The 20,831-nt window shown below is 38.3% G+C and carries 16 protein-coding genes and 1 pseudogene; 14 read left to right on the plus strand and 3 right to left on the minus strand.

Annotation, left to right across the window (positions count from 1 at the left end; all coding sequences use genetic code 11):
* Positions 1-216 precede the first annotated feature (216 nt).
* The 3 genes and pseudogenes from DMZ48_RS12965 (at position 217) to DMZ48_RS12975 (ending at position 2,886) form a co-directional block, all read left to right on the plus strand.
* Positions 217-1,656 carry a high affinity choline transporter 1 gene (locus tag DMZ48_RS12965; protein WP_143955587.1) on the plus strand — a complete coding sequence of 480 codons (1,440 nt, stop codon included), beginning with the start codon at positions 217-219 and terminating at the stop codon, positions 1,654-1,656.
* Positions 1,657-1,766: 110 nt separating this feature from the next.
* A pseudogene (locus tag DMZ48_RS18895) lies at positions 1,767-1,919 on the plus strand (efflux RND transporter permease subunit); the annotation flags it as partial.
* Positions 1,909-2,886 (plus strand): bile acid:sodium symporter family protein, encoded by a 978-nt coding sequence (locus DMZ48_RS12975; RefSeq protein WP_143955589.1) that lies wholly within the window; start codon positions 1,909-1,911, stop codon positions 2,884-2,886. The pseudogene DMZ48_RS18895 and the gene DMZ48_RS12975, both read left to right, overlap by 11 nt.
* Here DMZ48_RS12975 and DMZ48_RS12980 read toward each other — a convergent pair.
* Positions 2,883-3,605 carry a LytR/AlgR family response regulator transcription factor gene (locus tag DMZ48_RS12980; RefSeq protein ID WP_143955590.1) on the minus strand — a complete coding sequence of 241 codons (723 nt, stop codon included), beginning with the start codon at positions 3,603-3,605 and terminating at the stop codon, positions 2,883-2,885. The genes DMZ48_RS12975 and DMZ48_RS12980 overlap by 4 nt on opposite strands.
* The gene (locus DMZ48_RS12985; RefSeq protein WP_143955591.1) at positions 3,598-4,641 is read right to left on the minus strand and encodes a sensor histidine kinase; all 1,044 of its coding nucleotides are present in this window, start codon (positions 4,639-4,641) and stop codon (positions 3,598-3,600) included. Before DMZ48_RS12985 ends, DMZ48_RS12980 begins: the two co-directional genes overlap by 8 nt.
* Before the next feature lie 198 nt (positions 4,642-4,839).
* On the opposite strand from DMZ48_RS12985, the gene DMZ48_RS12990 reads away from it, so the two are divergent.
* The 4 genes from DMZ48_RS12990 (at position 4,840) to DMZ48_RS13005 (ending at position 9,531) form a co-directional block, all read left to right on the plus strand.
* Positions 4,840-6,648, plus strand: coding sequence for a S41 family peptidase (locus tag DMZ48_RS12990; RefSeq protein WP_143955592.1), 1,809 nt, complete (start codon positions 4,840-4,842; stop codon positions 6,646-6,648).
* 448 nt (positions 6,649-7,096) lie between these two features.
* Positions 7,097-7,585, plus strand: coding sequence for a hypothetical protein (locus DMZ48_RS12995; RefSeq protein WP_143955593.1), 489 nt, complete (start codon positions 7,097-7,099; stop codon positions 7,583-7,585).
* 135 nt (positions 7,586-7,720) lie between these two features.
* Positions 7,721-8,014 (plus strand): hypothetical protein, encoded by a 294-nt coding sequence (locus tag DMZ48_RS13000; protein ID WP_143955594.1) that lies wholly within the window; start codon positions 7,721-7,723, stop codon positions 8,012-8,014.
* A gap of 563 nt (positions 8,015-8,577) precedes the next feature.
* Positions 8,578-9,531 carry an alpha/beta hydrolase family protein gene (locus DMZ48_RS13005; RefSeq protein ID WP_143955595.1) on the plus strand — a complete coding sequence of 318 codons (954 nt, stop codon included), beginning with the start codon at positions 8,578-8,580 and terminating at the stop codon, positions 9,529-9,531.
* A 136-nt stretch (positions 9,532-9,667) separates the two neighbouring features.
* Here DMZ48_RS13005 and DMZ48_RS13010 read toward each other — a convergent pair whose 3' ends face one another.
* Positions 9,668-10,255: an RNA polymerase sigma factor gene (locus DMZ48_RS13010; RefSeq protein WP_143955596.1), complete on the minus strand. Its 588-nt coding sequence runs from the start codon at positions 10,253-10,255 to the stop codon at positions 9,668-9,670.
* A gap of 114 nt (positions 10,256-10,369) precedes the next feature.
* Here DMZ48_RS13010 and DMZ48_RS13015 point away from each other — a divergent pair, with 114 nt between their 5' ends.
* The 7 genes from DMZ48_RS13015 to DMZ48_RS13045 all read left to right on the plus strand — a co-directional run bounded on the left by DMZ48_RS13015 (position 10,370) and on the right by DMZ48_RS13045 (position 20,692).
* Positions 10,370-11,524, plus strand: a complete 1,155-nt coding sequence (locus DMZ48_RS13015) for a FecR family protein (protein WP_162558718.1) — start codon at positions 10,370-10,372, stop codon at positions 11,522-11,524.
* A gap of 191 nt (positions 11,525-11,715) precedes the next feature.
* Positions 11,716-14,925, plus strand: a complete 3,210-nt coding sequence (locus DMZ48_RS13020) for a SusC/RagA family TonB-linked outer membrane protein (protein WP_162558719.1) — start codon at positions 11,716-11,718, stop codon at positions 14,923-14,925.
* Between the two features lie 18 nt (positions 14,926-14,943).
* On the plus strand, positions 14,944-16,323 hold the full coding sequence (locus DMZ48_RS13025; RefSeq protein WP_143955599.1) for a RagB/SusD family nutrient uptake outer membrane protein: 1,380 nt from the start codon (positions 14,944-14,946) through the stop codon (positions 16,321-16,323).
* Entirely contained in the window at positions 16,310-17,653 is a 1,344-nt protein-coding gene (locus DMZ48_RS13030; RefSeq protein WP_143955600.1) for a redoxin domain-containing protein, read from the plus strand. The genes DMZ48_RS13025 and DMZ48_RS13030 overlap by 14 nt, the downstream gene beginning before the upstream one ends.
* A gap of 790 nt (positions 17,654-18,443) precedes the next feature.
* Positions 18,444-18,896, plus strand: coding sequence for a pyridoxamine 5'-phosphate oxidase family protein (locus DMZ48_RS13035; RefSeq protein WP_143955601.1), 453 nt, complete (start codon positions 18,444-18,446; stop codon positions 18,894-18,896).
* A 288-nt stretch (positions 18,897-19,184) separates the two neighbouring features.
* Complete coding sequence (locus tag DMZ48_RS13040; RefSeq protein WP_143955602.1) at positions 19,185-19,949, plus strand: DUF6090 family protein; 765 nt, start codon at positions 19,185-19,187, stop codon at positions 19,947-19,949.
* A gap of 251 nt (positions 19,950-20,200) precedes the next feature.
* Positions 20,201-20,692 (plus strand): hypothetical protein, encoded by a 492-nt coding sequence (locus DMZ48_RS13045; RefSeq protein WP_143955603.1) that lies wholly within the window; start codon positions 20,201-20,203, stop codon positions 20,690-20,692.
* Positions 20,693-20,831: the final 139 nt, after the last annotated feature.

Consider the following 20,831-nt stretch of genomic DNA (forward strand, 5'->3'; position numbering starts at 1 on the left):
TCTGAGGTTAAAAATATGGGAGGTCATCAGAAAATTACGAACATAAGACAGTACTATGGTAATAGCGTTCGGAGATGAAATAGTTGTTTTAAAGATAAAGAGTTTATGCTTTTAATTCCCTATATTAGAAGGAATATAAACATCCTATATATTACCCCATACCGCCCTGGTTAGTACAAGTATTTGAATTATCGCTAATATATCCGGCTATTTGAAATGGTTAGTTTTTTCATCATATTTTACTTGTTGATCACGCTTGGAATAGGTTTTTGGGCTTCGAAGAAAATTAAGACCTCCGGAGATTTTGCACTCGCCGGAAAAAGCCTGACAACCTCGCTGGTTGGAGTTACGTTATTCGCCACATGGTTTGGAAGTAGCCAGATCATGGGAAATCCGGGTTATTTCATTGTAGATGGATTTTCATCCTATATAACCCTGATCCTGGCAGCGGGAATCTGTTTATATATTGTCGGACAGTTCTATGCGAAAAAGCTGTATCGAATGAATATCGTGACCATCAATGATTTCTTCAGGATACGATTCAATAAAAAACTGGAAACCGCGTCTTCACTGATCATGGTGTTCTCGTATCCGCACTGGATAGCTGCACAGTTTGTAGCTTTGGCTTATTTATTTAATACGGTAATGGGAATTCCTTTTGGTTATGGAATCTTATTGGGAGCTTCCATTGTGGTTTTTTACACCTATATAGGCGGGATGTGGGCGGTAGCTTATACCGATATGGTTCAAAGTATCATGATATTATTAGGGTTGTTTATTCTCCTGTTTGAAGTGTTGCATAAGACACAGGGGATACTACCCATTTTTGAAAGCCAATCCCCTGAATTCTTTAAGCTTACTCCACAGGGTGGACTCGATTCCTGGTCTGAATATATCGCACTTTTACTCGCTTTTACTGCGGGTACGATCCCGGTTCAGGAGATATACCAACGGGTATTCTCTGCCAAAAATGAAAAAGCAGCTCGTAACGGACTCTTTCTCGGGGCAATTCTTATGGTTATTATGCCTAGTATCCCTTTAATAATAGGGCTGGGGGGTGTTTATTTATACCCCGAATTATTGGCCAACGGCAATAGTCAGGATATCATTCCTTCACTGGTTAAAATAATGACCAGTGTACCCGTGCAGGTTCTTTTTTATGGAGCGATGATATCAGCGATTTTAAGTACTTCCAGCGGTGCATTACTGGCACCGGCTACAGTAATAGGAGAAAACCTGATCAAACCTAATCTAAAGAATTTTTCCGATAAAAATGTACTCCTTTTTACCAGGCTGAGTGTCATTTTGATCGCAGCTATATCCTGTTATTTCGCCTTTGATGATTCCGATATTGTCGGACTTGTCGCTGCTTCATTAAGCCTTATTCTGGTTTGTCTTTTCGCTCCTTTCACCTTTGGTTTATTTTGGAAGAAGGCATCAGTCACCGGAGCGTGGTCCGCAATGATCATCGGAGGATTAACCTGGTTTGGTTGTTATATGGTTGATACCCGAATCGATGCTACTATTTATGGAACGGTCGTAAGTTGCCTGAGCATGATCGTTGGAAGTGTGCTGGTTCCTGATAAAATAAAGGCTCAGGAAAAAACCGGTGAAGTAAACACGGTCGTGGATCAGGTTGCTTTTGAAAAGCAATAGTTCCTTCCTCAGCAAATATTCATCTCAGGTATAACCATGGTTAACACCTTTGCATGGCATTTTTTCATAGATCAGTTATATAAGAGCATCCTTAAATTTTTTAAAGTTATATATCAAACGGGATGGGCTCGGAAGTGCAAAAGCCACTGGCTATCATGATTTGCGGTGGATTGATCATCTGTATGCTTTTATCCTTTACAGTTCTCCCACAATTGTTTTACTTAGCCTACAGAAATATTGATAAGAAAAAGAATGAAAATTGATCGTTTTGTTTTAGCCATACTTATTGTCATAGGTCTGGCTTATATTTTTCCTTATTTAGGAAGTGATCAGAGTCCCCTAAACCTCGATATTATTGCCAGTGCGGGTATTTCGCTGATCTTCTTCTTCTATGGATTAAAATTAAGTCCGGAAAAAATAAAGGATGGTTTGAAGAATTGGAAGCTGCACTTAGTCGTGCAGCTTACCACATTCTTTATCTTTCCACTGGTGGTATTGCTGGTTTATCCCTGGGTGATCCATACGCAGTTCTCTGAATTATGGTTGCCTTTCTTTTTTTTGGCAGCTTTACCCTCAACGGTTTCCTCTTCGGTGGTCATGGTTTCTATTGCCAAAGGAAATATTCCGGCTGCGATCTTCAACGCCAGTATTTCCGGGTTGATCGGTATTGCCATTACTCCTTTATGGATGGGACTGTTTTTACAACAGGATTCCACGGGCTATGATCTATCGGACATTTATGTCAAGCTGATCGTGGAGATCCTGATTCCGGTAATTCTAGGGCTGGTTCTGAATAAGAAATTGGGGAAAGTAGCGGTGAGATATGCTAAGGAATTAGCGCTCTTCGACAAATCCATTATATTAGTGATCATCTATAAAAGCTTCGCGGAATCCTTTTTAGAAAATGTCTTTGCAGAGATTCAAACTAAAGATCTGCTGATCATGTTCCTTTGTGCTATTGCATTATTCTTTTTCATGTTCTACACAACAGGTTTCCTATCAAAACGATTGAATTTTAGTGCGGAAGACCGTATCACGGCACAATTCTGCGGAACGAAAAAATCGTTGGTACATGGCACGGTATTTTCGAAGATTTTATTCGCTGGTTCCTTTTCAACAGGTTTGATACTATTACCCCTGATGCTTTTTCACGGATTACAAATATTTATTATCAGTATAATCGCCTCCAAAATGGCACAACGAGATACATATCGCAAGGTCATTGATTAATTCGTCTCAATTGCTTCATAAAAGGCTTTGCGATACACTTCTCCCAGTGCAATAGTAATCCCGCCAATTCGGATACGGTTTCGCTCGATGCTCTCTATTTTGTGAATAGAGACAATATACGATTTATGAATCCGGATAAACTGATCTGCAGGCAGTTGTTCTTCGATACTTTTCATCGTCTGAAGGCTGGTGATCTTTTCATGGACCGTATGGATGGTCAGGTAGTTCTGTAAACCTTTTACATAAAGTATTTCATCCAGACTCACCCGCACCAGTTTGTACTCGGTCTTGACAAACATATCCCGGATAACTTTTTTGGTGGGGGAGGCGACCGTTGTCTTCGGCACCTCCTTTTCAGCCAACCCCTTCCGGAGTAGCTGAACCTTCTCGACCGACTTATAAAAACGCTCAAACGAAACGGGCTTCAGCAAATAATCAACCGCATCGTGATCGAAGCCCTCCAGGGCATACTCTGCATAGGCAGTGGTCAAAACCACCAAACATTTCCCTTTTATAATCTTCATGAATTGTATGCCGCTGAGCTCGGGCATCTGTATATCAAGAAAGACCAGATCAACGTCTCCTTCCATTACTTTGTTTAAGGCCTCTATCGGATTGTCGGTACTGAAACTCAAACTGAGTTCGGGAATTTGATCGATATAATGCGTTAATACGTCAATGGCCAAAGGCTTATCATCTACAACGATACATTTAATCATATAGTTCAATGTTTAGATCAACAATAAAGTGATCATTTTGCTGGTTGATCGAGAGTTCATGTCTATCAGGATAAAGCAATGAAAGACGTCTTTTTACATTGTTGAGACCGATTCCTCCCGTTTTATCTTTTCTTGCCGTATTGATCTTATTCTTAAGATGGAAATTGAAATGATGGCGGTCTACAGAAACCAATATTTGAATAGGATCTTCATTGTTCCTGAAAACACCATGTTTAAAAGCATTTTCCACGAAATTGATCAGGATTAAAGGGGCTATTTTTTGATTATTCACCGTACCGGACACCTCAAAATCAATATGGGTATTTCCTTTTTGTCCGATTTTATGTAACGCGATCACGTTGTCAAGGTAATTGATCTCGCTGGAAAGCAAAACGTTATGTTCATCACTTTCCCGTAGCATATAACGCAAAAGCTCAGATAGCTTCAAAAGAGCATCCGGAGCTTCTTTAGATTGCTGTTGGGTGAGGGCATAAATATCATTGATGGTATTGAACAGGTAATGAGGATTCACCTGGGATTTCAAAAAGGCCAGTTCTGTTTTTAGCTGTTCTTTTTCCACGAGTTCCTTTTCAGCGCGTAGCGTACGCCAATCCATTAAATAACTCAGGAGTAACCCCAGAAATATATTGACAAAATTGGCACTCAGTGTCACGATAAAAGCGAAGGAGAAATCTAGGTCCTGGGAGTACGTTTTCCAACCGATCATCGGGTAGATTAATTGCTCCATCAGATAATACAGCGGACTAAAAACTACGAGTGTCCCTACCAGGGAGAGTACATATTTGAGGATGTTTCCCTTCTTTAAAATATAGGGAATCAACAATAGATAATTGACGTAAAAGAAGAAGGCTAAACAACCGGTCTGTAATATTTTGACCGGTAATACGATCGAAAAGAACAGGTGCCAGTCGGGCTGAGTACCCAATACTCCAGTGCCTATTGCCTCCAGTAATTTTTGAGCCAGCACCAGCGCCCAATACCCAAAATGCAAATAGAATAACCATTTTTTCTTCATCTCTTCAAAAGTAGGCTAATAATATTCTAAGTTAAAAAAGGATACACAAAGCGGACGATTTTATTGACAAAATCGGTAATCGGACTTATAAGATTGTATTTGCTAATATTCAAGGGTTGTCAAGTGAATTAAGCGACTGGTCAATCGCTTTAGGACCAGGACTTTTTTAAATCGACATTTGGCATCAAATAAAAATTGATGACTATTATGCAAAAAGTGCTGTTATTACTGTTTTTCTTATTGTTTATATCATTTAACGGGAATGCGCAACTGTCTGATGATAAAGTTGAGAACCAAAACATTCGAGAATTTATTCAGATCTGGGGATTAGTCAAATACAGATCCCAGAAAAGTATCGCAGGTGAATTTGATGCCGATCAGGTGTTTCTGGATCTGATCGAAACCGTAAAGCATGCCGATAAGCAGCAATTTAATCGACTTATGATCGAACTGACCAGCAATAAGGGGCCTGAACCAATGGTTTCCAAACAAGTGTACCCCAAGTCAAAATTGATCGACGGCCCCTATCTGCTCAATAATGTCGACTTCCATTGGATTAAAGACAAGCGGTATACCTCGTTATTAAAAGAACAATTAGAGGACCTGACGAATCAGATCAATACGAGTGGCAAGCACCAATATGTACCGGAATTATTTTATCAGGGTAAACTGCCGAATGAGGAGGCTTATGCAAATTACACCTTTGATAAGGAAGCGATGAACCTGCTCGCCTTAGCGAAGACCTGGAATGCGATCGAATACCTTTTTCCGTATAAGTATGTAATGGATAAAGATTGGGAAAAAGTTTTAACGGCGATGATTCCTGATTTCAGAAAAATCCGCGACAGGGCCGGTTATGAAAAAGGAGTGTTGATGCTGGCCGCTGCGATTGATGATACCCACGCAGGATCCTTTATGGCCGCTGATAACATGCAAATGGTGAACACGATCTTCGATGTACGGTATTATCCACCTTTTGACTACAAGGCACAGGCAAACGGACTCGTGATCAAAAAATTCCTGAATGATTCCCTTGCTGCGGTGAGTTCGCTTAAAAAAGGGGATATCATTGTTGCGATCGATGGGATCAAGATAAAGCAATGGCTTAAGGATCGCTCTTCGCTGTTACCAGCTTCTAACGATGCCGTGAAATACAGAGAATTGAGCACAACGAACAACTTCAGGGGAGATGTTTTGGCTTTTAGTGATCTGAGAGAGAAAGTGCTGAATGTAAAAGTAAACAGACAGGGAACAAAACTGGATCGAAAGTTGGTGATGCTGGATCGAAAAGACCAACCGAGTGTCAAAATTATAGAAAGCCATATCAAACAGGAAGTAGCTAAAGCAAAAGCATTCAAGGGAATGGAAGCTCTTGGGAATGATATTACCCTGATCAGGGCAGGCCATGTTTTTGATAAGGATCTTCCGGATGATGAAGATATGGCTAGGTTGTCGGCTGAATTAAAAAGTAAAAAGGCCCTTATTTTCGACATGCGGAAATATCCGCAGTCCCCGGGCTTTTTCACCTATTACATTCCCATGTTATTGGGTAAAGCACCTTTTCCTTTTGCGCGGTATTATACGGCCGATCTAAGGCAGATCGGGATTTTCAAATATAAGGAAGAACTGGAAACCTATATGTATGTTTCGAAAGACGGCACGAAGCCTATCGGCGAATTATACATGGGTCAGATTGTGATCCTGGTAAATGAAAATACCCAAAGTATGGGAGAGTGGTATACCATGATGTTACGACAGTTCAGCCAAAATACAACAGTAATAGGCAGTCAGACCGCGGGAGCAGATGGCGATGTGAGAAGGTTGACGTTGCCGGGGAATTATGAATTCTGCTTTACGGGGCAGGGAATCTTCTATCCCGACGGTAGAGAAACGCAGCGTACAGGCATCATACCAGATCTGTATTTTGAACCTACAGCTGAAGATTTAAGCGGTACTACAGATGCACAGTTGCAAAGGGCCATACAATATATTCAGGAAGGAGAATGATTGGTGGGAGTGCTAATAAAAAAACCTTTGCTGATTTTAATTAGATAGGAAATTCAAATACATTTTTCGTTGAAGAATAGAGCCGAACAACAATTGTTGTTCGGCTCTACCTGATAGGAGAGATTATCTTTTCTTAATAGTCATTTTGTGATTGGAGATTTAGCAATAATTACGATTGTACACTTAAATATTGTTGGTGGAATAATTCATGTTTGATAAATTCTACTCCCTAAAAATTGGAATCTTTTATAGTTTCAATGTCATCAGGGTAAATTGACTTTGGTATGAAATTGTTTTAGTGTACGTAACCACCCCTGATTCAGGGGTGGTTTTTAATTACTACCTATAAGGATATGCTATAAAATTACTTGTTGACAAATTAAATTTATTCATTAAAATAATTGACGCATCCAATTCCCAATTTCAGCATCCTGTAATAAACCAGCCTATGAAGGGAATATTTAGAATCATAGTTATTGCATTCGCTTTAATAGGGTGCTCCAGTGATGATGATGAAGGTATTGACTGCGCCCTTTTTGATCCCGTCATACCCGAATTATATATACGGTTTGTGGATGAAAATGGTGTTAATCTAATCGAAAAAGGAACCATTGATCCTGAAAATAGTATTGTTTCCGGTGATTTTCCGAATCCTGACTTTTATTATATACCAGCCAATGAAAATCTTCAACCGGAATCAGAATTTCGGAATTACGACCCTACACTATTGCTTTATATTCCAGGAGAAACCACATTTCTGTATACTTTTGACTTGAACGATACACATTCTGTTAACTTGGAATTTAAAGCTGACTATACTGAATTGCCCTGTAGCATGTCTTTTTATGTACCGACTGAACTAGCATACAACGACCAAATTATCGCGTTGGAAGATACGGAGTCGAGCCTGCGATTTCTTATTGATATTACCCTTTGAATCTTTCCAAATCAACAACAGAATTTTACCGATGAAGAACAGCAACCTACCACAGCATTTTAATGAATGCATTACCTCCATCAATGATCAAAAGCCACTTACATCTAAACCTTAAAACAGGAATATTTTAGTGCTATGCAAAAAGACAAAATTATCAGCGTTGAAATAGACAACACCGGTAGGCTTTATATACAACCAGAGAAGTCCAATTTTTCACTGGTCTCTCGAACTGCAACGGGAGTACACTGGGATAAGGATAAATTAACTTTATATGCTCAGAGACCAAGAGAATGGACGTATTTGGAGTGGTTCATTCATATTGTAAGTGTTATTAAGACAGAGTGCTTTACAGAACTGGAATTAACTGAAACAACGGAATGGGTGAATATACCGGATGAATTAAAGCATGAAATTAGGAAGGTTTATTAATTACCACTAATTAATTCGATTTTAATGTAATCTAAAGGGAGGAATTGGAAGCGTTAAACAGAAAATTATTCTTCCTCGACGCGGTAAAACCAGAGAAAGATCATTAAGAGTACGGAGAGCGAATACCCAGGTTAATTGTAAATTGTAAATGGTAGATTATAATTCAATTCTCAATTAATCCATAATTCTTCATTCATAATCCTTCACTCGAAATTCTCAATTCTCAATTCTGAATCAAGTCCAATTCTTTGCCCCGACCAAAGGGTTGACAAAACGCCCTATCAGTATACATTTCAGAAAATCGTCACGAATGGAGATTGTAAAAAGACATCGTGGCAGTCTTTGGAAATTTGTCCATTGTTGGAATTGCAATAAATGGTGATCTTGCAGACAGCGGCCAATTTTATTCCAAATGTATGCCACCAGACGAATTCATACGTATATCATAGGAAGCATTTTCAAAAAAATACAATTCATCCTTAAATACTAACGGTTCAGTAAAAAAGAAAATCCGGTAATCCATTTTTGGCTGAGATTTACATCCAATAAATGAATTAAATACGATGAACAAAACTTTACGCATTCTTAAAAAAACCATGCTATATCTGGTCTTTACGTTAGCAATCCTGATATTAACAGGCTATAGTTATTTGTATTTAGTACCCAAGGGACCTGAAATTTCGGAAACAATACCTATTAAATACGGAGAGGACTCCTTTGTAATGTATGCTTATAAGGATACTAAACGAAAATCAATCAGGGTATGGACCTACAAACCCGAAAGTTGGAAGGACAAAGACAAAATAGTATTCGTTATGCATGGCGGCGGGCGAAATGCGGATGACTATCTAAATGCCTGGATCGAATTAGCCAACCAAAATAATCTTCTTATAGTAGCCCCGGAATTCGAGAATAAGTTTTCAAAATATACTACGAACGACTATCAGGAGGGAAATTTATATACCTTTTTTGGTACCAAAAACCCGAAAAGCGAATGGGCCTATACCGTCGTTGAGAACATATTTGACCACCTTAAATCGGTTGATAAGATTACGAATGAGCAGTACGATATATTCGGACATTCGGCGGGTGGACAATTTGTTCACAGAATGGTCATGTTTTTGCCTGAAGCAAGAATTGGGACGGCAATTGCGGCAAATTCCGGATTTTATAGTTTTCCGGATGAGCATCTTGAATTTCCATATGGGATCAGAAATACAGCAGTAAATCTGCAAGCTTCGTATAAAAAAAGATTGATTATACTTTTAGGAGAATTAGATAATGATCCGGGATTAGGAACTTTCCGAACCACAGAATTGGCCATGGAACAAGGCTCTTATAGATTGCAGCGTGGAACAGCTTTTTTTAGTGCCAACAAGGAATTGAAGAACAAAAATAACTGGACATTTAATTGGGAAATGGACACTATTAAGAAAGTGGGGCACGACTATAAAAAAATGTCTGAAGCTGCAATCGAGTGGATCGTAAACACGCGGGATCAGGACTATGGTGAATAGTATTCGTGGCTATCTGAAATACAATGATTATTGAAGTATGTGATTATTATACAGTGACTTATCTTTTTGTCTTTCCATTCGTTACTTTAATCCATTCTAAAATAGTATCTATATTTTAATAGATTATTTCGAAATCCTATCGTGATACGCTTCCAAATAATATGAAAAGTAACGTATTTAATCGTTCACCGGTTTTGGCTCTCAATATCGAAAATGCTTTAGTCATATGGGTTTCAACGGTCTTCACGGATATCTTTAAAAAAGCTGCAATTTCTTCATAGGTAAGACCTTCTTTTCTACTTAATAAAAACGTTTGTTTATATTTTTCAGGGAGTTGTTCAATCTCTCTTTGTACGAGTTCAAGGAGTGCTGCTAATCGTTCTTCACCTTCCTCATCCTGATAGGAATTCAGTTCTTGAATATACTTCTCTTCGAGGGTAGAAAGCGCTTTTTCTTTACGAAATTGATCGACGAATTCATTATAAACAGATCGGTATAAGTAATTTTTAAGATTTAATTCCGGATGTAAAGAATTGCGACGTTCCCATAATCGGATCATTACGTTTTGAACGATATCCCCGGCTGATTGCGAATCTCTGGTCAAATTGGCTGCATACTGGCATAGGTTGGCGTAGTACATATCCACAACTTGTGCATAGGCTTCTTTCTTCCCATCTCGAAGGGAATTAATTAGGGTGGGGGAATTCGGGAAATGACGATTCAATAGAAGATTTCAATATCAGTTTCTTAACAAAATTATCATTTTTTTTTAACTCAGCTCAGGGTGTCAGGATTTTGGCTTCGTTATAGGTATAAATCCAAGGGTATGAATTCAAACATGGAAAAGCTAATTGTAAAATTTTTAACCAACGCCGCCAGCGACAAGGAGCTTTTGGAGTTACAACAATGGTTGAATCAGACAGAGAACGAAAAATTGTTCGCTAAATATGTTCAATTACATAGGGCTATAAATAAATCTGTGTTGAATTTTGATTCCGGTAAAGCAAAAGAAATCTTATTTCAAAAGATTGAAGCGGAAAGTAAAATTTATAAACGGAAGCTATTCTATCAGACACTCAAATACGCAGCGATGGTGGTTCTTGCCATAGGTGTTGGACTCTTTATGCTAACAAAGCGCAACGAAGTTATAAACAATCCTGCCAATACTCCTGTAATTGTAAATAATCAGATCAAGTCCGGTGAGGCAAAAGCAATACTTACGTTAAGTGATGGTTCGCAAATCACATTGAATAAAGAGAATCGATATACGAGCGAAAATGTAAACAGTGATGGAGAACAGCTCGTTTATCATAACGTGGATACACCTGAGGAGAAGATTACCTATAACACCTTAACTATACCCAGGGGGGGACAATATTTTGTTCAATTGTCTGATAGCACGAGGGTTTGGTTAAACGCAGAGACCCAGTTGAAATATCCTGTATCCTTCGAAAGGGGAGTGGAAAGAGAAGTGGAATTGGTTTATGGAGAGGCTTATTTTGAGGTTAGTTCAAGTGCTAAAAATGCAGGAGCAGGATTTCAGGTATCACACAATTCACAGAAGGTAGATGTTTTAGGTACCGAATTCAATATTAAGGCCTATAAAGATGAATCAACTACAACAACCACATTGGTAGAAGGAAAGGTTCGCATTAGCAATTCTCAACACCAGAAGAAGCTTATCCCGGGAGAACAAGCAATATTGCATTTCACCACCCAAGAATTCTTAATAAGCAATGTAAATGTTTTTGATGCGGTATCCTGGAAGGATGGTGTGTTTAGTTTCAATCATATGGAATTGGAAGAAATCATGAAAGTTTTGTCCCGATGGTATGATATGGAGGTGATTTTTGAGAATCCGGCATTACGAAAGCAAGGATTTACAGGAGCGATCGGAAAAGATCAGAATATCGTGGATCTTTTAAATACCCTTAAAGAATTCAACAGTATTAAGAATTATCAAATCAACGATAAAACAATCATTCTAAAATAGAAATTATGGATACCAGCTGAACTTGTAAAAATGAAAAAGAGAGCGAAGTCAATCATTTTGCCGATGTACCAACTCCGTCTCTCTGAAGTGTCAATCAAAGTATTATTTAACTAACACATAACAAATTTATGGAAATTGAAACAACCAACAATAAGGGAGGGCTGTTTGTCCGATGGCTTTTCTTATGCTGTATGAGAACATTTATATTTTTAATCTGCACCACAGTCTTTGGATTTACCACAGAAGTTACATTTTCTCAGGAAAAAGTGGTGGTCGATAAGGATATGTCCATATCGATCGACGATGTATTTAGTCTTATAAAGACACAAACTAAATATCGCTTCATTTATCCGGAAGACCTTTTTGAAGATGCCCCTATGGTGAATTTAAAGAGAGGGAAATTCAGTATCGGGAGGATTTTAAAGGAGTCGGTCCCTGAAGGAAAATATGATATCATATTAGGGAGTAATAACCGAATAATTATAAAACCAAAATCATTATCCGCACAACAGGAAGTATCGGGAAAGGTCACCGATAATTTTGGAGTGCCATTAGAGGGAGTAGCGATAATGATCAAAGGAACTAAAACCGGGGTATTTACAGATATCGATGGTTACTACGAGATTATAGTACCGGATCCCGAGAGTGTTTTGGTGTATACCTATTTAGGATTTAAGCCAATGGAAGTTACCGTTGGAGATAAGACTACTATCGATATATCGTTACAAGAGGAACTCAATGCTTTGGAAGATGTGGTGGTGAATGCAGGGTATTACACGGTTACGCAAAAGGAACAGACAGGAAATATATCTTCTATTGGAGGAGAGACGCTGGAGCGTCAGCCGGTAGGTAACCTATTTCAGGCTTTACAAGGGCGTATGGCAGGTGTAGCCATTACGCAAACATCAGGTGTTCCGGGAGCCAGGTTTGATATTCAGATTAGAGGTATGAATAGTATAACCAGTGGTAATCAACCCCTTTATGTTGTTGATGGTATACCATTTATGTCGGATTCAATGGAAGGAACCTTTAGTAATACCAGTAATGGAGGAGGGAATCCACTTCAAGTACTTAACCCATCCGATATTGAGCGTATTGAGGTTTTGAAGGATGCAGATGCTACATCTATTTATGGTTCCAGAGGAGCGAATGGTGTAGTACTAATTACTACTAAGAAAGGTAATTTAGGTAAAGCAAAGGTAAATATTTCTGTGGCTAAAGGGGCTTCCAAATTAACTCGATTTTGGGATATGATGAGCACACCAGAATATCTTGAAATGAGGCAGGAAGCTTTTGCAAACGATGGTATTACGCCCACTGAAACCAATGCTCCGGATCTGTTTTTATGGGATCAGGAAAAATATACAGATTGGCAGCGTGACCTTTTAGGTGGTACCGCTGAACTGACAGAAGCCCAGATATCGGTATCGGGAGGAAATTCAGAAACCCGATTTCGTATTGGAGCTTCCTTTCGTGAAGTAGGAAGTGTATTTCCCGGGGATTTCTCCAATCGTAAGTTATCCGGAAACTTATCGGTTCAGCATACCAATTCAGATGGAAAACTGAAAATTCATGGATCTATGATTTACAGTAAAGATGCTAACAAACTTCCTTATAATGACCCAACCTTTTTAGCCCTATATACCGCACCTAATGCACCGGAACCCTATAATGAAGATGGATCATTGTATTGGGATGCTAGTGGCTGGAACAATCCTTACGGTCAGTTAATGCAACAATATACAAACACGCAATATGCTTTTGTCGGAAATCTAGGATTGGAATATAGCATTCTAAATGGATTGCAACTGAAGCTGAATGCAGGCTATAACCGGATGCAAAGTGAACAAATTGGAATAACTCCTGTGGCCTCAAGGAATCCGGCTTATTATACAACAGGATTTTCTCAATTTGGGTCACAAAACTTTGGAAGTTGGATCTTGGAACCACAATTAAATTACCAAAAGAGAATAGGTAATGGTAATTTAAATCTATTGATGGGGGCTAGTCTTCAGGAAAATAATAGTGATTTACAGGAATTAGGAGGAAGTGGCTATACCGACGATAATTTCATAGAAAATCTTCAGGCTGCGCCGGTTTTTGGGGTTACGTTCTTTCAGGAAACGGATTATAAATATTTGGCTTTCTTCGGACGTATCAATTATAATCTAAATCATAAATATATTCTGAATATAACGGGTAGACGTGATGGTTCAAGTCGATTTGGGCCTAACCGAAGGTGGGGGAATTTTGGAGCGATTGGTGCTGCCTGGTTATTTGGAGAGGAAGATTGGTTTGCTGATTCCAGTCTGAGTTATGGAAAATTTCGAGCCAGTTACGGTACCTCCGGAAATGATAGAATTAATGATTATGGGTATATAGATAGTTGGACCACCAATTATTATGATTACAATGGTGCTACAGGTGTATATCCAAGTAGGCTTTACAATGAGAACTATGGATGGGAAATTAATAAAAAGCTGGAATTGGCATTGGAATTAGGATTCTGGGAGGATCGGTTGGGAATAAATGTTGCCTGGTATAATAATCGTTCTTCGAACATGCTCGTAGGACAACCTTTGCCGCTCACTACCGGTTTTAGCAGTATCCAGAATAATTTAGATGCTTTAGTTCAGAATACAGGATTAGAACTTGAGTTACGTGCTGTACCTGTAAAGTCAAATTCATTTAATTGGGAGGCAAGTGCAATGCTGAGTATCCCAAAAAATAAATTGGTCTCATTTCCTAATTTGGAATCCTCAGTCTACGCAAACACCTACATAATTGGTGAACCCCTAAATACGCGCTATTTATATAATTATCAAGGTGTTGATGCACAGACTGGGTTATATCAATTTGAGGATGTTAATGGCGATGGAATCATTTCTGCTCTGGAGGATAAAAAATCGGTCAAACAGAATGGACGTAAATATTATGGGAATCTAGCGAATAGTATTCAATTCAGGAATTGGCAGTTACAGTTTATGCTAGACTTTGTGAAACAGACTGGTTATAACTATATGTATGATCTTGGTGCTCCTCCAGGTTATCGTAGAAATCAACCGGATTTGGTTTTGGAACGTTGGCAACAACCAGGAGACAATTCAAATATACAAGCCTATACCAGAGGAGGAACGGGTACTAATCAGTCTTTATTATTTATGGAGAGCACAGCGGTCATAACAGATGCATCGTATGCTCGTTTGCGTCAGGCCAGTCTGGTCTATGACGTTCCGGAAAAAATAACTGAAAAGCTGCAGTTGTCAAATTTGAGAATTTATTTGGAAGGCCAAAATCTTTTCACATGGACTGATTATAAAGGATTTGATCCGGAAACTCAGAGTACACGGATTCTACCTCCATTAACAACCTGGATGGCTGGAATTCAATTATCATTTTAATCTTAAAAATTGAAGAAAATGAAAATTAAAGAAAGTATTAGATTAAATACCTTACTAAGTTTTGTAACAGGTTGGATTATAATGAGTTTAACAGCTTGTTCAAATTTTACAGAGGTGGATATACCTGTTAGTGAACAAGATGCAGCCTTGATATTCTCGGGTGATGAGAGCGCAAAATCTGCCATGACCGGCCTATATATATCGATGATGAATAATTTTGGACACTTTGGTAATATGTACACAACGTACTATGCCGGACTGTCTTCAGATGAATTTCAGTATATCGGGACTAACACGGAGCGAGTAGCTATGAATGAGAACTCACTCATGGCAAACAATTCACAGGTTCGTAATCTGTGGCGAGATATGTTTGAAGTTATTTATCAAGCCAACGCCGTAATGGAAGGCCTGGATAATACTGATCAGGTTTCAGATGATTTAAAATTACAACTTAAAGGAGAAGCCTTGTTTATGCGTGCTTTTACGTATTTCTATCTGGTGAATTTCTTTGGGGATGTACCTTATGTGACCACTACAGATTATGATACCAATAGTACATTAAGCAGAATGCCGATAGATTCCATATATGAGGAAATAATAGATGATCTGTTACAAAGTATGGAACAACTACCTGAAGATTATGCATTGTCAGCTGGGGAACGAATCCGACCCAATTATTACGCTGCAAAGGCCTTGTTAGCGCGCATTTATCTATACACCGAAGATTGGGATGCTGCAGCTACAATGGCTTCAGAGGTGATTGACCAAAGTTCAGTTTATAGTCTGGTTCCTTTATCCGAAGTATTTCTTGCAAACAACACCGAAGCGATTTGGCAGTTATATCCGGTTCTGGATGGATTTAATACCATGGAAGGTTACAATTTCACTTGTTGTGTTACCAATGATTTTGTATTGTCAGAAAACTTGTTAGGATCTTTTGAGACCGGTGATGCCCGCCGTGAAAGCTGGGTGAATGGATTGGTGTTAGGGGAGTCAACGTATTGGTACCCCTATAAATATCAAGTGGCTTTTTCTGCAAATGTCACTGAATATTATACCGTATTACGATTAGCAGAACAATACTTGATCCGGGCAGAAGCATACGCGCATTCAGGATTGATTGATGCCGCTTTGGGAGATGTGAACTCCATACGAAGCCGTGCTGGATTACCTTCGATATCACTCAATAATGAGGCGACGGTATTAGAGGCGATAGCTCAGGAACGACGCATTGAATTCTATGCAGAATGGGGACATCGTTGGTTGGACTTGAAGCGCACGGGACAAATGGAAGCATTAAATTACAAAGTGGATTGGGAGGCTACCGATGTATGGTATCCTATTCCGGAATCAGAATTGGTGTTAAATCAAAATTTAACGCAAAATGAAGGATATTAAGAAATATACGAATTGGAATAGTTTCAAAGGTGAATTTTGGCTAGTGTTGTTCTGTATGGGATACCTTGGAATAGGTTATGGGCAAGTAGCAGTGGATGCGTATCCGATCCAGGGAATGCGATGTCCTGATTGGACGGTGCACAACATACAGAACTACCAGAAATCGGAACTATCCCTTCAGGATAGCGATGGGAAATGGCGTGTTTTGTTTTTTTGGACTGCCGGTTGTAGGTCTGCTGTAAAGCAATTAGCTTCATTGTATGAGGTAGCCACCGAATTGAAAACTGAATCTGATGTGGAGGTCTTGTTGATTTCAAAAGAGCGTCCAAAGGAAAGACATGTGGATAGTATTTACCAGCAAACCTACGGATATTCGGTGCCTAGTGCTTTCGACTCGGAATTAACAGAGAAGTTTGGCATCAGTATATTTCCGTATGCAGTGGTGGTGGATCCTTCGGGTACCATCGCAGGTATCGGAGATCAGATCGATTTGGAACAGATCCAAGCTTTTGTATCCGGAAAAAATCCAACTTTGAGAAAGGCTTATAACAAAGCGGAGCGGGCTACAATGATGCAAATAAAGGATACGGATACTTGGTTGGAGTCGATCGGTACTGATGCAATATATCAATCAGTATTGAAAGAATTTCATTATGAAGTGATCCCTTATGGCTTGTTGAAAGCACAACGCTATCAGGAACGGAATGAACTGTTCGTAAGTTGTGCGGATGTGTTGGATTTGTATATGGTCGCCTATGGGCCACAGGAGTATATGACGGTACAGTATCAAGAAAATTATCAGAACTGGTGGAAGCGTCCCATCATAGAAGAAGGAGTAGATACAACGGACTTAGGTTGGGAATATACGATAGCGCCTACGTTGTATGCATATGATGTGCGCATTCCGAATCGCAAAGTGAGTTTGGACGAGTTACAAATGTATATGCAACAGGATCTGAAACGATATTTTGGATATGAGGTACAGGTAGAAGAGCGAATGATGCCGTATTGGAGTTTACAAGTAACAGAAGAAGGAAAGGCTTTATTAGCCACCAAAGGGAAGGCTACTTTTGGAAATTCAGATGGATATACGTATTTCCAAATTATCAATAAACCTATTAGTGAATTGGCTGACTTTTTGGGTTCGATGGAATATAGAGATCCACCGGTGATCGATGAAACGGGATTGACAACCAACATTGATTTAAAAGTTGAAGCCATTCTCATGGATCATCAACAACTGAATACTGCTTTGGCTGAATATGGTTTGTCGCTGGTATTACGTGAAAAACCCATGAATGTTATTGTCATTAGTCCGCCCGAGTCGTGAAATTCTTTCAAAGAAAATATTGAAATGCAATACTACCCAATTAAAATTGAGTTGTTTTAAAGGAAACGGCTTATTAATAAATAACGAATCATTAAAATTTCAATGAAAAATTTCCTCAGAATCAAACGAATATACCTCGTACTGATTTGCATCTTTCTTGGAATAGTTGCTTTTGTTCTGGAGAAATTAATAACATGAATCTTTTCATATACTTTAAATATTTTTTGATTTCCTGAAATTTGATTTAGTTAGCAAGGAAGTTAGTAGTTAAAGGGTAATGCATTCGCATTACCCTTTGCTCGTGGTATTTAATGCTCATTGTTTAAGATTGTTTCAAAGTTAATTTGATACCATACTACGCGACATAAAGCATAGAGCACTTTTTATTAATAGAATTCAGCTCATCCAATTTACCCTAATACCTCATTCGGTGAGAAAAGGTGTTAACCGAATTTGTCATTCAGAATTCTCTTTGTTCATTATCTGAAAAATTCCAAATAAAAAGCAACATAGGTTGGGAAATTTTTTGATATATATAGGTAAAGTGATATATATCATTACACTACGTATGCCATCTCCATAAATTTATAAGATCATAATCATAAACGTTTGGCTGATGAAAAATAGCATGAAGCCGAAAACGAAATATGAAAACAAGACAGATCGGCCAAATTGGAAGGTCATTGATTGAACCCTGATAGTCGAATAAAAGACTTAAAAGATGGTATGGAATGGCTTATCATTTCCAAGGATAATTGATAGAACACCAGGAATAATAACCGAAGATATTATGATAACAGAGCTGAAACAGGTAGCGTGTATAAAGTTACTTAAAGATAATTATGTAGGACATTTAGGTTATATTGCTATGGGAAGACCCTATGTGGTACCCATAACGTATTATTTCCATGAGGACAATTATATTATTTGCTATTCTGGTGAAGGGCATAAGATCAGCGCCATGCGAAAAAAACCAGAAGTGTCATTAGAGGTGGAAGAAATTCAATCCATCAACAAATGGCGTGCGGTATTGGTACATGGCATTTATGAAGAACTCCACCAAATCGATGCAAAAAATCTCTTACATATTTTTGCCCAGGGAGTTGAGGAGATCATTGAAAAGCAGAAACATTTACATCTTCACGCAATCAGTGAGTTCTCCAGTAAAATACATCAGGAAAGTATTTCGGTCGTTTACCGTATCAAAATTGTTGATATTACCGGGAAGGAAAGAGATTTTTGAAGTTATCGTTAAAGACCAATCGGTTGAAGCGTTGACACTTAAGAAAGGGTGTATAAAAAGGGAGGAGGTCAGGAATCCTAAAGTTTATAGCTCATCGGTATAATACCTTCAATTGTCGGTCACATTTAAATTGTGCTCCAAAAATTGCTATGAAGCGTTAAAAACAAGTTAGAATACATGTATATTTAGACTATATAACTCCTAAATGGCCTGTAAATTAACAGATTATTGCCGAGTTTAACCGGTAGCCATATATTGGGATATGACTATATAACCAACTACTAACCGATGATGAAATTCTTTCGAAGAATCAGGCTGGACTTACTTTCAGAAAAGCAAACGATCAAGTATTTAAAATATGCTGTTGGTGAAATAGTACTGGTTGTCATAGGGATCCTGATTGCGTTACAGATTAATAACTGGAACGAAAGCAACAAAAAAAGCAAGCTGGAACATGAAATATTATACAATCTAAAAGTTGATTTTCAATTAAACCAAAAGGAACTGGGAGAAATCATTGAAACCACGGAGTCAAATATGGATAAAAGCATTGTGATTCTAAACCATACCGGAGACAAGTACTCGGGAAACTTTCTTTTGGATAGTTTGGTGAATGCCACGGTAAGCGGACCGGCATTTAGCGCACAGAATGGGTTTTTAAATGATCTAATAAGTTCGGGTAATCTGGGGATTTTAAAAAACGCGGAACTGCGAAGCAAACTCTCGTCATGGGGGCCATACCTCGACAAGCTTGCACGTCGGGAGTTTTATTTGGAGGAGACTGAATCAAAACTAATTGAATTCGTAACCAAAAACGGAAGCTGGCTCAATATAGACAATTACAATTCATCAAAATCGAAATCAAATTTAAATATTCCAACATCGGGTTTTGAGATTTCAAATAATAAAATGCTCTTATCGCTGGAGTTTGAAAACCTGGTAGAGAACAGTGTAATTTATCACAGTTCTAACTTGAGGAGTCAACGGGAAACTTTAAAATTATGTGATGAAATTCTGGAGTTGATTCAGTTGGAAATAGACAAGTCAATTTAGCGGTTCTCTTGTATAATAAAATCCGATAATTATACATAAAAAAGTAAGCGTTTAAAAACTGCGTTAACACTGCCAGCCAAGGGTATTATTTTCTCAATTCTAAAAGCGAATCAATTTGTTTGAAAGCTATTGGGGCTCATGATGAGATTCCGTAAGCCTCTTAAGATATTGATATATAGTCTTGTATCATGAACGAAAACTTCGGCTATCCCTGAATATCTTTTATATTGGTAATCATAAATGAACTTGATATGAAATATATTCTTTTTATAGCAATTATTTTGACCACTTCCATGAGTTCTTTAGCTCAGGAAAAAACAGCAGTTAAGGTTAAATCTATCAATGGGATTATTGATGAACTACTGAATCAAATCACGATTGAAAAGGGTGAGAAAATGGACACAACAGCAATTAGGAATTTATTTCATCCATCTGCAATATTTACAGTTGCTGATTCTACAAATGCTGAAACCGTATCCCTTGATGAATTCCTAGCCCTCTTGAAAGATCCTTACTATGAAGAAGGATATCGCGAACAAGAAATTCATAAAGTTGTGGATGAATATAACGGAATAGCTCAGGTATTCCAGACCTTTTACGGCAAAGATTCTGAGGGCGTTGAAGAAAAAGGAATAAATAGCTATCAATTGACTTATTATGGTGACCGATGGTGGATAGTCAGTCTCTTATGGACTATAGAATCTAAGAGTGTAGGAATTCCTGTAAAATATGGTGGAGAATAAGTTAAAAAAAGCGCCAACAATGAATTGCCAAATATCAGTTTTACCCTAATGTTGAAACTGATATTTTGAAAAATAGTTGAGAACACTCAATTTGGATAACCTTGGTAATTATATACGTATATTAATTGGCAATATTGAA

The organism is Robertkochia solimangrovi (assembly GCF_007279655.1).
GTDB lineage: Bacteria > Bacteroidota > Bacteroidia > Flavobacteriales > Flavobacteriaceae > Robertkochia > Robertkochia solimangrovi.